The 15,154-nt window shown below is 66.3% G+C and carries 11 protein-coding genes and 1 tRNA gene; 1 reads left to right on the plus strand and 11 read right to left on the minus strand.

Features of this window, described 5'->3' with window-relative positions:
- Position 1 precedes the first annotated feature (1 nt).
- Positions 2-76, plus strand: a tRNA-Arg gene (locus IGS61_RS03985).
- Positions 77-148: 72 nt separating this feature from the next.
- Here IGS61_RS03985 and IGS61_RS03990 read toward each other — a convergent pair.
- From IGS61_RS03990 to IGS61_RS04040, 11 genes are all read right to left on the minus strand, one after another.
- Positions 149-889, minus strand: a complete 741-nt coding sequence (locus tag IGS61_RS03990; RefSeq protein WP_230538428.1) for a PEP_CTERM-anchored TLD domain-containing protein — start codon at positions 887-889, stop codon at positions 149-151.
- A 118-nt stretch (positions 890-1,007) separates the two neighbouring features.
- Entirely contained in the window at positions 1,008-1,400 is a 393-nt protein-coding gene (locus IGS61_RS03995; RefSeq protein ID WP_230538821.1) for a RidA family protein, read from the minus strand.
- 35 nt (positions 1,401-1,435) lie between these two features.
- Entirely contained in the window at positions 1,436-2,596 is a 1,161-nt protein-coding gene (locus IGS61_RS04000; RefSeq protein WP_230538429.1) for an acyl-CoA dehydrogenase family protein, read from the minus strand.
- Between the two features lies 1 nt (position 2,597).
- Positions 2,598-3,452 (minus strand): enoyl-CoA hydratase family protein, encoded by an 855-nt coding sequence (locus IGS61_RS04005; RefSeq protein WP_230538430.1) that lies wholly within the window; start codon positions 3,450-3,452, stop codon positions 2,598-2,600.
- 2 nt (positions 3,453-3,454) lie between these two features.
- Positions 3,455-3,967: a MarR family winged helix-turn-helix transcriptional regulator gene (locus tag IGS61_RS04010; RefSeq protein WP_230538431.1), complete on the minus strand. Its 513-nt coding sequence runs from the start codon at positions 3,965-3,967 to the stop codon at positions 3,455-3,457.
- A 13-nt stretch (positions 3,968-3,980) separates the two neighbouring features.
- Positions 3,981-4,781: an SDR family NAD(P)-dependent oxidoreductase gene (locus IGS61_RS04015; RefSeq protein WP_230538432.1), complete on the minus strand. Its 801-nt coding sequence runs from the start codon at positions 4,779-4,781 to the stop codon at positions 3,981-3,983.
- A 1-nt stretch (position 4,782) separates the two neighbouring features.
- Positions 4,783-7,173, minus strand: a complete 2,391-nt coding sequence (locus IGS61_RS04020; protein ID WP_230538433.1) for a bifunctional salicylyl-CoA 5-hydroxylase/oxidoreductase — start codon at positions 7,171-7,173, stop codon at positions 4,783-4,785.
- The gene (locus IGS61_RS04025; RefSeq protein WP_230538434.1) at positions 7,170-8,789 is read right to left on the minus strand and encodes an AMP-binding protein; all 1,620 of its coding nucleotides are present in this window, start codon (positions 8,787-8,789) and stop codon (positions 7,170-7,172) included. Before IGS61_RS04025 ends, IGS61_RS04020 begins: the two co-directional genes overlap by 4 nt.
- A 93-nt stretch (positions 8,790-8,882) precedes the next feature.
- Positions 8,883-9,593 (minus strand): response regulator, encoded by a 711-nt coding sequence (locus IGS61_RS04030; protein WP_230538435.1) that lies wholly within the window; start codon positions 9,591-9,593, stop codon positions 8,883-8,885.
- Positions 9,594-9,678: 85 nt separating this feature from the next.
- Complete coding sequence (locus IGS61_RS04035) at positions 9,679-13,908, minus strand: hybrid sensor histidine kinase/response regulator (protein ID WP_230538436.1); 4,230 nt, start codon at positions 13,906-13,908, stop codon at positions 9,679-9,681.
- Between the two features lie 54 nt (positions 13,909-13,962).
- Positions 13,963-15,132, minus strand: coding sequence for a patatin-like phospholipase family protein (locus tag IGS61_RS04040; RefSeq protein WP_092715093.1), 1,170 nt, complete (start codon positions 15,130-15,132; stop codon positions 13,963-13,965).
- Positions 15,133-15,154 lie beyond the last annotated feature (22 nt).

The raw sequence follows: 15,154 nt of genomic DNA on the forward strand, positions 1-15,154 counted from the left end.
CCTCCCCGTAGCACAATGGATAGTGCACATGCCTCCTAAGCGTGGGATACTGGTTCGATTCCAGTCGGGGGGACCACGCATACGCCCGCGCCCTGCCGCGCCGCGTGCAATCGATTCATCCTGGAAACAAATCAACGCAGATCAATCCTCAAGCACGGGCTGCCCTGCGGCGCCAGCCTGCCAGCGAAACCAGGCCCAGCAGCAACAGCGCGTAGCTTGCCGGTTCCGGCACGGCGCTGACGCTAAAAACTTGCATGGCGCCAAAGGTGACATTCGGATAGGAGCCATACGGCGCGCCGTCGAGCAAGCTGGCGCCAAAGATGCCATTGACTGGATCGATGTACGAATAGCGCGAAGAAATCCCATTGCTGGTCAGGTCAGCCGACATGCCCAGGTCGGCGCCGATGCCGAACGTGGGACCGGCGTTGATGTCGTTAAAAGTTTGATATGCCCCCACCGAGTCGAGCGCATAGGTTTTCGGCGTCTGCCGGAAATGCTGGCCCGACGTCAGGTTGAAGATGAAGGCCGTGCGGTCGCGGTCTTCCGGCGTCATGTTGTAGTTGCCCGACGAATTCCAGCTTTGCGGGTTGTAGCCGCCCACCAGCCAGGTCTGGCCGGCGGCGTTGCTCGCCTGCATCACGGAAAACGTGCGTCCCTTGCCGTCGGCGGCCAGGTGAAAGTCGCGCGAGGTGTCGCCCGCCGCCTTCGTGTAGATGGCCGTCAGCGCCAGCGGCCCTTCGCCCAGCCAGGCGGACAGCTGCGCCTCCTGCGCGCCGTTGAGCAAGGACTGCGCCGAAGCGGCCGGAACGGTGCTGCCGCACAGCAAGGCAGCAGCGAGCAAGGTGACGGGCTGCAGCGCCTTGATTTTCAGCATGATTTGTTGTTGCATCGCTCCCCCTGTGTGTTTGCCGTGAATTTTCGGCATATCAATATAGCACATGGTGATATATTAATTGCATTAATTTATTTCAATTGAAATGCAGTTAATGCAATAGTTTATACAGGCATCATGGTGGCAGCACTGCCGTCACCTCGATCTCCACCCTGGCGCGATCCTCGATCAGGCCGGCAACCTGCACCGCCGTCATGGACGGGTAGTGCTTGCCGATCAGCTCGCGGTACGCCACGCCGATTTGCGGATACGCCGCCACATACTCTTTCTTGTCGAGCACATACCAGTTCATGCGCACGATGTGCTCGGGCAAGGCGCCCGCCTCGGCCAGCACGGCCACGATATTCTGTAGCGCCTGGCGCACCTGTCCCGCAAAATCGTCCGTATGGAACTGGCCTTGCGCATCCCAGCCTATCATGCCGCTGACGTACACCGTGCGTCCGCTGGCAGCCACGCCATTTGCATAGCCGCGCGGTCTTGCCCATCCGGGCGGTTGCAGCACTTGCATCGTGTTCTCCTCGTTGTCCATGCGGTTCATGCCGTTCATGCGTTGGCCGCCTCGCGCAGCAGTTCGCGCGCGATGATCAATTGCTGTACTTCGCTGGCACCCTCGTAGATGCGCAAGGCGCGGATTTCACGGTACAGGCGCTCGACCGGATGGTCGCTCACCACACCCATGCCGCCGAACAGCTGCACGGCCGCATCGATCACCTGCTGCGCCGTTTCCGTGGCCGTCAGCTTGGCCATCGCCGCTTCCTTTGTCACCTTGCGGCCCTGGTCGCGTTGCCAGGCGGCGCGGTAGGTGAGCAGCGCGGCCGCGTCGATGCCGGTGGCCATCTGCGCTAATTTTGCCTGCGTCAGCTGGAAGTCCGCCAGGGTCTGGCCGAACATCTGGCGCTTTGTCGCGTGGCGCAGCGCCTCGTCGAAGGCGCGCCGCGCAAAGCCCAGCGCGGCGGCGGCCACCGAGGTGCGGAAGACATCGAGCGTGGCCATCGCCACCTTGAAACCCTGCCCCGCCTCGCCCAGGCGCTGCGAGACAGGCACGCGGCAGTGATTGAAACGCAGGCGCGCCAGCGGATGCGGCGCGATGACGGCGATGCGCTCGGCGATTTCCAGCCCGGGATTGTCGGCGTCGACGATGAAGGCGCTGATGCCGCGCGCGCCCGGCGCCTCGCCCGTGCGGGCGAACACCACGTAAAAGTCGGCGATGCCGCCGTTCGAGATCCACGTCTTTTCGCCGTCGAGCACATAGTCGTCGCCATCGCGGCGCGCCGCGCACGCCATGGCCGCCACGTCGGAGCCGGCCTGCGGCTCCGACAGGGCAAACGCGGCGATGCGCTTGCCGCTGGCCACGTCCGGCAAATAGCGCGCCTTGTTCTGCGCGCTGCCGAACAGGCCGATGGCGCCCGAACCGAGTCCCTGCATGGCAAAAGCGAAATCGGCCAGGCCGTTATGGCGCGCCAGGGTTTCGCGCATCAGGCAAATGGCGCGCGTGTCGATCTTGCCATCGGTGCCGGTGGCGTAGGCCAGCCAGCCGCCCTGCCCCAATTGCGCCACCAGCGCGCGGCAGGCCGCATCGACGTCGCCGCCATGGGCGCCATCAAGGTGCTGCGTCGCCCAGGCATCGAGCTCAGACTCAAGCTCGGCATGCCGCGCTTCGAAAAACGGCCAGTCCAGGTAAGTCGTATCGCGTGTATGTTGCATCTTAATCGCCCTCGAATTGCGGTTTTTCCTTCGCCACGAAGGCGTGATAGGCCCGGTGAAAATCGTTGGTGGCCATACAAATGGCTTGCGCCTGCGCTTCCGCCTCGATGGCTTCGTCGACGCCCATGTTCCACTCCTGCTGCAGCATTTTTTTCGTCATGCCGTGCGCGAACGTGGGGCCGCTGGCCAGGCCGGCGGCGAACAGCTGCGCCGCCTCGGCCAGTTCTTCCGGCTCGACCAGGCGGTTGAGCCAGCCCCAGCGCTCGCCCTCGGCTCCGGCCAGCGAGCGCCCCGTGTACAGCAGTTCGGCGGCGCGGCCCTGGCCGATCACGCGCGGCAGCAAGGCGCAGGCGCCCATGTCGCAGCCGGCCAGGCCCACGCGGGTAAACAAAAAGGCCGTCTTGCTGCGCGCCGTGCCCAGGCGGATGTCGGAGGCCAGCGCCAGCATGGCGCCGGCGCCCGCGCAAATGCCGTCGATGGCGGCGATGATGGGCTGCGGGCAGGCGCGCATGGCTTTCACCACGTCGCCCGTCATGCGGGTAAACGCCAGCAGGCCGGGCATGTCGAGTTGCGTCAGCGGGCCGATGATGTCGTGTACGTCGCCGCCCGAGCAGAAATTGCCGCCGCTGCCCGTGATCACCACGGCCTTGACGTCGTCCGCATGCGCCAGCGCGCGAAACAGCTCGCGCAATTCCGCATACGAGTCAAAAGTGAGCGGATTCTTGCGCTCGGGCCTGTGCAAAGTCAAGGTGGCGACGCCTTCCTCGACGGAGAATAAAAAATGCCGCGCGGCGTAATGGCCCAAGCTGGCGCGGTTGCCTGGCAGGTCTTGCGGCTGGCCGGGTAGATGGCGCATGCTCAGTCCTTTAGAGGGGTGTTATTCAACTGCTGCTTCATGTGCGACAGCAGGTCGATCAATTGGTTTTTGTCGTCCGGTGTCACGCCGTGCAGCAGTTCGGCGATCCAGCCTTCATGCACGCGCGCCATCTCGTCGAAGGCGCGCCGGCCCGCTGGCGTCAGCTTGACGCTGTACGAGCGGCGGTCTTTCGGGTCGACCACGCGCGCCACCAGCTTTTCCTGCTCCAGCTGGTCGGTGATGCCCGTGATATTGCCGCCCGTGACCATCATGCGCTTGGACAGCTCGCCCATGCGCAAACCTTCGGGAAAGCGCTCCAGCTGCGCCATCAGGTCGAAGCGGGGCAAGGTGATGCCGAAGCTGGCGCGCAGTCGCGTGCGCACCTCGTTTTCGATTTTCACCGTGCACGAGAGCATGCGCAGCCACAGCTTGAGCGACTGATGGTGGTCTTGCGTCAGGCGGCTGGACAGGTCCAGTACCGGTTGTTCTTGCGCGTCAGCGCTTTCTTTATCCATGATCTTCATTCCGTTACATGACTTCGCCGCCGGCGACGGCGATCGATTGTCCATTCATGGCGGACGACGCGGGCAGGCAAAGCCACGCCACCGCATCGGCCACTTCCTGCGGCTGCACCAGCCGCTGCTGCGGATTGGCTGCCGCCAGTTCCGCGCGCGCCGCCTCTTCGCCGCGCCCCGTCTTGCGCACGATGTTCTGCACGGCCTGCGCCACCATCTCCGTTTCCGTATAACCGGGGCAGACGGCGTTGACGGTGACGCCGCGCGGCGCCACTTCCAGCGCCAGCGCGCGCGTCAGGCCGATCACGCCATGCTTGGCGGCGACATAGGCGCTGACGTAACGATAGCCTTTCAGGCCCGCCGTCGACGCCACGTTGACGATGCGTCCCCAACCCGCTTCCAGCATGGCCGGCAGGACGGCCTGGCAGCAGTGGAACACGCCCGTCAGGTTCACGGCCAGCATCTGCTGCCAGATGGCGGCGTCCGTCTTGCCGAACGGCGCCGCATGCGCCTGACCCGCGTTATTGATCAATACATCGATACGGCCGAAATGCGCGGCGGCCTGCGCGAAACCCGCCTGCACGGACGCTTCCACGCTCACGTCAAGCACGCAGATGGCCACCCTCCCCGCATGGCCCGCCTCTTCCAGCTGCATGCGCGCGCGCGCCAGCCGCGCGCCGTCGCGCCCGGCCAGGGTGACCCGGGCGCCCGCGTCCAGCAAGGCGCCCGCGCAGGCCAGGCCGATGCCGCTCCCGGCGCCCGTCACCAGCGCATGTTTTTCTGACAGCGTGTCCATCAATGCTTGCTTGCTCATGTCATCCTTCCAGCAGCCGCGCGGCCACCTGTTGCGGGGTCAAGCCCGTATTGGCGGCAGCCAGTTGCCGCTCGCGCTGCAGATTGCGCTCCAGCTGCTGCTGGCCCGGACGGTACTGTTTCGGCCACGCGGCTGCCCCGCCGCTGTAGCCGATGCGCGCCATTTCCGTCAGGATCCAGGCCGGGTTGGCCAGGTGCGGGCGGCCCACGGCGCACAGGTCGGCGCGCCCGGCGGCGATGATGCTGTTGGCGTGGTCGGCTTCAAAGATCGAACCGACGGCCATGCTGGCGATGCCTGCCTCGTTGCGCACGCGGTCGGCGAACGGCGCCTGGAACATGCGCCCGTACACGGGCCGTTCGAGCTTGCTGACCTGGCCCGAGGAGCAGTCGATCAGGTCGGCGCCGGCCTGCTTGAACAGGCGCGCGATGACGACGGCGTCATCGGGCGTGATGCCGCCGTCGACCCAGTCGTGGGCCGAAATGCGCACGCTCATCGGTTTATTCTGCGGCCAGGCGGCGCGCATGGCGCGGAACACGCGCAGCGGATAACGGCAGCGGTTTTCCAGGCTGCCGCCATACTCGTCCGTGCGGCGGTTGGTCAGCGGCGAGATAAAACTCGACAACAGATAGCCGTGCGCGCAATGCAGTTCCAGCCAGTCGAAACCGGCGACGGCCGCGGCCAGGGTGGCGCGCACGAAGTCCTGCTCGATGCGCGCCAGGTCGCTTTCCGTGGCCGCGCGCGCCGTTTGCGACACGCCGGCCAGGTATTGCTGTTCCGAGGCCGAGGTCAAAGGCCAGTTGCCCTCCCTGAGCGGCTGGTCGATGCCGTCCCACATGGGCCGCGTCGAGCCTTTCGCGCCCGCGTGGCCCAATTGCAGGGCGATCTTCGCATCGCTGTTGGCATGCACAAAGTCGACGATGCGGCGCCAGGCCTGCGTGTGCGCCTCGCTGTACATGCCGGGGCAGGCGGGCGTGATGCGCGCGTCGGCCGACACGCACGTCATCTCGGCAAACACGAGGCCGGCGCCGCCCATGGCGCGCGCGCCCAGGTGCATCAGGTGGTAGTCGCCCGCCACGCCATCGACGGCGCTGTACTGCGCCATCGGCGAGACGGCGATGCGGTTTTTCAGCAGCACGCCGCGCAGCTTGAACGGCGTGAGCATGGGTGGCACGGCCTGATCCGGCAAAGGTACTTGCGGAAATACAACGCCGGCCTGCTCGCCGGCGCGCCGCGCCAGCCACAGTTCATAGCCGGCCACGTAGGCGGGATCGCGCAGGCGCAGGTTTTCGTGCGAGATGCGCTGGCTGCGCGTGAGCATGGAATAGGCGAACTGCGGCGCGTCCATGGCGCTGTAGCGCTCGACGTTTTCAAACCACTCCATGGAATTGCGCGCCGCGCTCTGGATTTTCAGCACCTCGATGGCGCGCAACTGCTGGTAGGCGGCCAGCGCAGCATCCGTATCCCCATGCTGGCCGAAGCAGCGCGCCAGCTCGATGGCGTCTTCCAGCGCCAGCTTGGTGCCGGAACCGATCGAATAATGCGCCGTATGGGCCGCGTCGCCCATCAGCACCACGGGCACGCCATCCTGTACATGCACCCATTCCCGGCAGACGATGCGCGGGAAGGTGATCCACTGCGCCGAGCCGCGCAAGTGCGGCGAATTGCTCAGCAAACCGTGGCCATCGAGTTCCCCGGCGAACAGCGCTTCGCAAAAGGCGATGCCCTCTTCCTGGCTCATGGCGTCCAGTCCCGCCGCGCGCCACACGTGTTCGGGCGTTTCGACGATAAAGGTCGAGGTCTCGCCGTCGTATTGATAGATATGCGCCTGGAACCAGCCGAATTCCGTCTGGCGGAAGGCAAACGTGAAGGCCTCGAATTTCTTGCGCGTGCCCAGCCAGACGAAGCGGCAATGGCGCTGGTCGATCTCGGGCTGGTAGCTGGCCGCATAGCGCGTGCGGATGCGGCTGTTCAAGCCGTCGCTGGCGATCACCAGCTCGGCGCCGTACTGGCGCGCGATGGCCTGGTCGTCCCGCACTTCCGTCTCGAACACCAGCTGCACGCCGAGTTCCTCGCAGCGCGCCTGCAGGATATTGAGCAGGCGCTTGCGGCCGATGCCGCAAAAGCCATGGCCCCCGGAGCGCACGGTCTGGCCCTTGAAGTGGATTTCGATATCATCCCAGTGGTTGAACGCCTGCAGGATGGCGCGCGCCGTCGGCTCGTCCGCGTTGGCCAGGTTGCCCAGGGTCTGGTCGGAAAACACCACGCCCCAGCCAAACGTGTCGTACGGGCGGTTGCGCTCGATGACGGTGATGCGGTGGTCCGGGTTCTGCTTTTTCATGAGCAGGCTGAAATACAGGCCGGCGGGGCCGCCGCCGATGCAGACGATATTCATGGGGTGTCCGTGCGAAGTTTGAAGCGCTGCAGCTTGCCCGTTTCCGTGCGCGGCAACGCAGGCAGGAAGCGGATGGCGCGCGGGTATTTATACGGGGCGATCTGCTGGCGCACGAAGTCCTGCAATTCGGCTGCCAGGGCATCGCCGGGCTGGAAACCATCTTTCAGCACCACGTGCGCCTCGACGATCTGGCCGCGCTCGGCATCGGCGCGCCCGACCACGCCGCATTCGGCCACGGCCGGGTGGCGCAGCAGCGCCTCTTCCACTTCCGGGCCGGCGATGTTGTAGCCGGCCGAGACGATCATGTCGTCGCTGCGCGAGCGGTAATAGAAATAGCCGTCGGCATCCATCTCGAAGGTGTCGCCCGTCAGGTTCCAGCCGTTCTGCACGTATTCGCGCTGGCGCGGGTCGGACAGGTAGCGGCAGCCGGTGGGGCCTTTCACGGCCAGGCGGCCCGTCACGCCGGGCGGCTGCGGCACGCCGGCGTCGTCGACGATGCATGCCTGGTAGCCGGGGATGGCCTTGCCGATGGCCCCGCGGCGGATGCCCTCGCCCGTGGCGGAAATGAAGATGTGCAGCATCTCGGTGGCGCCGATGCCGTCCGTCATGGCCAGTCCCGTCGCCGCCTGCCAGGCGTCGCGCGTGGCCAGCGGCAGCGCTTCGCCGGCCGACACGCACAAGCGCAGGCTGCGCAGCTCGTAACTGGCCGCCAGGGGCGCCATCTGGCGGTAAAAGGTGGGCGCCGTGAAGCAGATGGTGGCCTGATAGGCGCCGATGGCGCGCAGCAGCGCGTCGGGCGTGAGTTTTTCCAGCAGCACGGCGCAAGCGCCAAAGCGCAGGGGAAACAGCAGCAGGCCGCCCAGGCCAAAAGTAAAAGCCAATGGCGGCGTGCCGATGAAGATATCGTCGGCGCGCACCTGCAGCATGGAGCGGGGAAAGCAGTCGCAGATGGCCAGCAGGTCGCGCTGCATGTGCATGGTGCCCTTGGGGACGCCCGTCGTGCCCGAGGTAAAGCTGATCAGGCAAACGTCGTCGGCCGCCGTGTCGCATGCGGCAAAGGGGGCGGCGTGGGCCGCCATGCGCCGTTCCAGTTCCGCGTCGTCGGCGCCAAAGCACAGCATGGCCGGCAGGCCGGGCACGCCGTCGAGTTCCCCGCGCAAGCCCTGCGCGCACAGCACGGCGTTCACTTCCGCCTTGGCCAGGATGGTGGACAGTTCGCGCGCGCGCAGCAGCGGCATGGTCGGCACGGCGATGCAGCCAGCCTTCAGCACGGCCAGCAGGCAGGCGGCCATCATCGGGGTATTCGCGCCGCGCAGCAAGACGCGGTTGCCGGGAATCAGGCGCAGGTCGCCGCGCAATACGTGGGCGATGCGGTCGACCTGCCGCGCCAGCTGCGCGTAGGTCCAGCGCTGGCCGTCGGCAAGGATGGCGGTGCGCTCGCCGCCACCGTTGGCGACGGCCGCATCGAGCAGCGCGGCGACGCAATTGAGACGCGCCGGATACTGCAGCTCGGGCAGCTCAAGGCACAGCTGCGGCCAGAGTGCGCGCGGCGGCAAGTGCGCGCGCGCAAAGTCGTCCTGGGGAGTGGCGGTGGTAGGCGAAGGGTCGCTGCTCATGCTCATCCTGGCTGGTAGCGGGCGCGTGCACATGGCCCGGAAGCAGATACTTTAAACCTAAAGTATTTTCCCGGCAAGCGGAAAACAGCAGATTCAGTCGATCCCGTCCTGCTGCCGCAGCAAACGCGCCTGCTGCGCCACGCTGCGCGCCAGCGCGGCCAGGGCCGCCTGTATCTGCTCGCCATCGAGCACCGAGGCCTGCAGCAGGGCCATCATCTCCGCCTCCGCGCCATGCAAGCCGAGGGTGCGGCAACCGAGGTGCAGCCGTTCGAGCTGCTGGCGCGCCTGCGCCGGTTCGCCGCGCGCCAGCAAGGCGTCGACCTGCTCGCTGGCGGCGCCGATCTGCCCCTGGAAGCCCGTCAAGTAGGCCAGCAAGCGTTCGCCGTCGATGCCCAGCCGCTGCAGGGTGTCGCGCGGCGCCTCGGCCGGCAAGGCGGAGACGTCGAAGCAGGCGTCGATATGCTGGCGCACCTGCTCCGGCTGGAAGGGCTTGACGATATAGCCGGCGGCGCCGGCCTGCACGGCGTCGCGCACCGTGTCGTGGTCATTCGCCGACGACACGAGCACCAGCGGCATGGCGTCGAGCGCGCTGTCGGAGCGGATTTTCTGCAGCAGCTCCATGCCGGACAGGCGCGGCATGCGCAAGTCGCAGAAGCACAGCGCGGGGCGCAAGCCGCCTTCGAGCTGCTCCCACGCCGCCGCGCCATCTTCGGCTTCCACGATATCGTGCACGCCGCAGCTGTCGATCAGATGCATCAATACCATGCGCGACACGACATCATCGTCAACCACCAGTACTTTCATTGCTTTCTCCATTGCCGGCGGCATCAGGGGCCTGGCCGTATTCTACCCAGTTTCGCCGCGCGCCCGATGGCCGGCATTGCCTATTTTACATTTCCTTGCCCGAAACGGCTATTTGCGCCAACAGTGCGCGCAATTGCGGCAAATGCAGGGCCACCTGGGTCCAGCGCCCGCCATCGGCCGCCTCCTCCATTTCCGTGCACAGCATGTGCAGCTGCGTTTCATCGAGATAGGCGGCGCTGCCCTTCAAACCGTGCAGCAGGCGCCCGGCGTTGTCGCGGTCCTGCGCCGCCAGGGCGGCGTCGAGTTCGCGCAGGCGTCCCTCCAGGTCGGCGACGAAGGCGACGCGGATGCGCCGCTGCAGTTCACCGCTGCGGATGGACTGGGAGGGTGCCGCGACGGGGGCCGCCGGCGCGATGCCGAACAAGGCGTCGAGTTCGGCCTGCCCCCGCGCGCTGGCGCGCGGCGCGTTCGACGGCATGCGCGGCAACATGAAACCGCGCTGCAGCTGGCGCTCGATGGTGCGCGCCAGCAAGCCATGCAGCGCCGCCTCGTCCACGGGCTTGCTGAGGAAATCATCCATGCCGACGCCCAGATAGCGGCCGCGATCCTCTTCGCTGGCATTCGCCGTCAGGGCCACGATCATCAGCTCCTGGTCGCGCACGGGCTGGTCCGGCCAGCCGCCCACGCGGATCAAGCGCGTGGCCGTGGCGCCGTCCATCTCCGGCATGCGGCCGTCCATCAGGATCAGGTCATAGCGCGTATGCACGCAGGCCGCCACCGCCAGCGCGCCGTTGGCGACCACGTCGACACGGTGCCCCAGCTCTTCGAGCATGACGCGGATGATAATCTGGTTGGTGGGGAAGTCTTCCGCGCACAGCACGCGCAACTGGTGGCTGTGCGGCGCCAGCGCCACCTGCGGCACCAGCGGCGGCGCCACGCCATCGGCCAGCGGCAAGGTGAAGGCAAACGTGCTGCCCTGCCCCGGCGTGCTGGCCACCTCGATCTCGCCCTCCATCAGTTCGACCAGCTGGCGGCAGATCGCCAGGCCCAGCCCCGTGCCGCCGTAGCGCCGCGTGGTGCTGGCGTCGGCCTGCTCGAATTTCTGGAACAGGCGCGCCATCGCGTCCGCATCGATGCCGATGCCGCTGTCGCTGACCGTAAAGCGGATCAGGTTGACACGGCGTCCGCCGCTGCCGCTGGCCACGCCGGCCCGCTCCACGCACACGCTGACGCCGCCGCGCTGGGTAAACTTGAAGGCATTGCCGACCAGGTTGACCAGCACCTGGCGCAAGCGGGTTGGGTCGCCCACCACGAAGGGCGGCAGGTCGGGCGCGAAATCGATGGAAAAACCGATGCTGCGCGCGGCCGCCTGCTCCTCGAACAGGCTGACGACCGCCTCGATCGCCGCGCCGAGCGCGAAATCGATATTTTCGATACTCAGCTTGCCCGCCTCGATCTTGGAAAAATCGAGCAAGTCATTGATGATCACCAGCAGCGACTGGGCATTGGCCTGGCCGCGCAGGATCTGCTCGCGCGTGGCGTCGTGCAGCTGCTCGTCGCGCAGGGCAAAGCCCAGCATGCCGATCACGCCGGCCAGCGGCGTGCGCATCTCGTGGCTCATGTTGGCCAAGAATTCCGACTTCTGGCGCGTGGCATCCTCGGCTTTGCGCTTGGCCTGGCGCAAACTTTCCTCGTTTTTGGTCAAGCTGTTGTTGACCTGTGCCAGCTTTTCCGACTGGGCCAGCACTTCGATTTCCTTGCTCTGCAACTCGGCCGTGCGTTCGCTGACCTGCTTTTCCAGTTCATTCTGTTGATGCCGCAGCGCGCGCACGCGCTGGCGGTACGCGCCATAGATGGCGCCCAGCAGCAGCGCCGCCATCAGGGTGCGGAACCACCAGGTTTTCCAGAACGGCGGCAGGATCGTGATGGCCAGCGTGGCGCCGCTCTCGTTCCACACGCCGTCCTTGTTGGCCGCCTTGACGCGAAACACGTAGTTGCCGGCATCGAGGTTGGTGTAGGTGGCAAAGCGCCGCCCAGCGTCCGTCATGACCCAGTCCTGGTCGAAGCCTTCGAGCCGGTAGGCGAACATGTTGCGCTGCGGCGCGGCGAAATGCAGGGCCGCGAACTCCAGCGAAAAGACGCTTTCGCGGCTGGTCAGCACCAGCTGGCGCGTGTGGTCGATGGCCCTGCTGAGCACGTGCGCGAACTCGCCGCGTCCGATGGCCACCGGCTTGTTGAAGATCTGCAGCTCCGTGATGGCCACCAGCGGCGGCACGCGGTTGTCGTGGATATCCTGCGGCACAAACGCCGTCATGCCATTGAAGCCACCGAAATACATGGTCCCGTCCGCCGCGCGCAGGGCCGCACCATCGAAGTACGAGCCTTCCACCGTGCCATCGGCGCTGTCGTAGTTGCGAAACAGGCCGCTGCGCATGTCGAGGCGCGTGATGCCGCTGTTCGTGCTCAGCCACAGCTGCTCGTTGTCGTCGCCGAGGATGCTGGCGACGGCGTCGTCGGCCATGCCATCCTTGCGCACGAAGCGCCGGAAGCCGATTTCGCCCTTGGCGTCGACGTCCATGCGGTTCAGGCCATTGGCCGTGCCCACCCACAGCACGCCGCGCTTGTCCTCGTGCAGGAAATGCACTTCGTCGTGGCTCAGGCTATGCGGGTTTTGCGGATCGTGGCGGAAATGGCGGAAGCGGCCGCTGGCGCGGTCCAGCAAGTCCAGGCCGTGGAAAGAGCCTATCCACAGCCGCCCCTTGCCGTCTTCCAGCACGGGCCGCACCATGTTGTCGGACAGGCTGTTCGGGTTGGCCGGGTCGTGGCGGTAGGTGGTAAAGCGGCGGCTGACGGGGTCGAAGCGGTGCACGCCGCCCCGCGTCGAGACCCACAGCATGCCGCTGCGGTCGCTCACCACATTGCGGATGGTGTCGCTGTTCGGGTCGCCGGCGGCAAAGCGCATGGTGAAGAAGCGCTCCAGTGCCGGATCGAAGCGGTGCAAGCCCGTCGAGCCGCCCACCCACAGGGTGCCGTCCGGCGCCTTGTACAGGGTGGTGACCTGCTCGTCGCGCGACATGCCGGGCGAACTGCGCAGGTCGAACAGGCGCGAACTGCCGTCGCGCGTGTCGTACAGTTTCAGGCCGCCCTTGGTGGCCAGCCACAGCTTGCCATTGCCCGCGTCGGCCACGGCGCGCACTTTCTTGTCCGCCAGCGCGCCCACGTCGCCGGGGGCGCGCGCCATGCGCGAAAAGCCGCCGCTGCCCAGGTCCACCCGGCTCACGCCGTTGTACCAGGAGCCGACCCAGAAGGTGCCGGCGCGGTCGCGGTACAGCGACGACAGCTGGTTGTCGGCGACGCTGAACTTGTCGCCCGTCTGGTGGCGGTACTGCAGGAAGCTGTCGCTGCCGGGCAGCCAGCGGAACAGGCCATCGGCATTGCTGCCCAGCCAGACGGTGGCATCGACGTCCTGGTACAGGCTGGCGACGCGGATGGCGGAAAAGCCATGTTTCTCGCCGAAGCGCACTCGTACCTGGGGCGCCTCGCCGGCGCCGCCCAGGCGCCAGCGCTCGGCGCCGGCCATGGTGCCGATCCACAGGTTCTGCTGGCGGTCGATCAGCAGCGACTGGATCACGTTGTACTTCGAACCGGGCTCCGTATCGACGGCGAAATGCTCGAAGCGCTCGCTGCCCGGCGCCAGCATGTCCAGGCCCGTCACCGTGCCGATCCACAGGCGCTGTTGCGCGTCCAGCGCCAGCGCCTTGATTTCATTGTCGCCCAGGCTGTGCGGGTTGCCTTCTTCATGGTGCCAGGTGCGGAAGTGCCCCGTGGCCGGGTCGAAATGCTGCAAACCGTCCGAGGTGGCGATCCAGAAGCCGCGCGCGCCATCGTCGAGAATGGCATGGATATGCCGGTTGCCGTTGCCGCGCTTGCTCTTTTCGGCCGGGACGTAATGGATGAAGGTCTGGCTGGCGGCGTCGAAGCGGTCCAGGCCATTGTCGGTGCCCACCCACAGCTGGCCCTGGCTATCGACATGCAGCTCGCCGACCCAGTTGTCGGCCAGGCTGGTCTTGTCGCCCTCGATATTCTTGTAGACGACCATGCGGTAGCCATCGTAGCGGCTCAGGCCAGACTGGCTGCCGAACCACATATAGCCTTGCCGGTCCTGCGCGATGGCCAGCACCGATTCCTGCGCCAGGCCCTGGTCGACGCTGAGCTGGTCGAAGCGCAAGGTGGGCGCAGGCGCCGCCGCGGCCCAGCCGCCCAGCAGAAGAATTAACAGTAAGGCAACATCGAAAACACGTCGAAATACCAGCACAATCGTCCTGTCAAAAAAAACGCGAAAAACCCGCACGCCGCTCCAAGGGCCGTCTCAAGAACCAAAAAACGCCAGTACATCGTCCTTGCGGGCCTGCGTATCGCGCTGTCCAAGACGGATCAGCTCGTTAGTATACGTCGATTCGAACAACAAATACGATGCCAGCGCCGCGCCGCGCGCTTCGGCCGCGCCGATACCCGACAACATGGTGCGGATGGGACGCGGCAAACTGCCGATATGCCGGCTGGCAATGGCGTCGAGCCGTTCGGACGGCGCGATGACCAGCAATTCCACCGGTTTCAAGGCCGTCTTGCCCAGCAACTCGGGCGGCAGCATCGACAGGGTCAGGTTGATGCGGTTCAGGCGCTCGATATCGACGGCCAGGCCATCGAGGAAGATCGACGACAGCGCGTGGCCGGCGATCTGCGCCAGGCTCGGGTAGCGCGCCGCTTCGGACGCGGCGGGCGCCGGTTCCGTCATGCGCCCCGCGCCCACCACCAGCACCTTGTTCGCGCCCAGGTGGATGGCCGGAGAAATAGGCGCCAGCTGGCGCATGGAACCGTCGCCGCAGTATTCGCGCTGGCCGCCCACGTACAGGGGCACGGCGGGAAAAATAAAAGGGATGGCTGCCGAGGCGAGCAAATGCTCCACGCCGATCTGGTCGGGCAAGGCCAGGCGCTGCGTGCGCACCCACGGCGCGATATCCTCGGCCGTCTGGTAAAACGTCATGTGGCGGCTGCCAGAGTACGACGATGCCGTCACGGCCAGCGCATGCAGCAGGCCGTCGGCCAGGGCCGCATCCAGGCGCGGCAGGTCGAGCATGCGGTGCAGCAGGCTGACCAGCGGGGTATTGTCGAGCAGGGAACTAGGCGGCGAGGCATGCCACTGGCGCAGCAGCCAGCCGAACGACAGCAAGGACAGCCAGCGCGCGCCCGAGCGGATCACGCCCAGCGAATCGGCCCGGTACACTTGCTCGACCTCGATGTGCTGCCACACGTCGAGCAGCTTTTGCACGCCTTCGCCGAAGTTATCCGCGCGGCAGGCCAGCGCCGTGGCATTGATGGCGCCGGCCGAGGTGCCGCAGATGATGTCGAACGGGTTGCGCGCCGGCGCCCAGCCCGCTTCCCACAGAATCGCCGAAATCGCCTGCAGCACGCCCACCTGGTAGGCGGCACGGGCGCCCCCTCCCGTGAGTATCAAGCCTGTTTTATTTTGCATTCCCATGCCGGCAGATTAGCAGGGTCTG

It is taken from the genome of Janthinobacterium sp. FW305-129, from assembly GCF_020858115.1.
GTDB lineage: Bacteria > Pseudomonadota > Gammaproteobacteria > Burkholderiales > Burkholderiaceae_D > Janthinobacterium.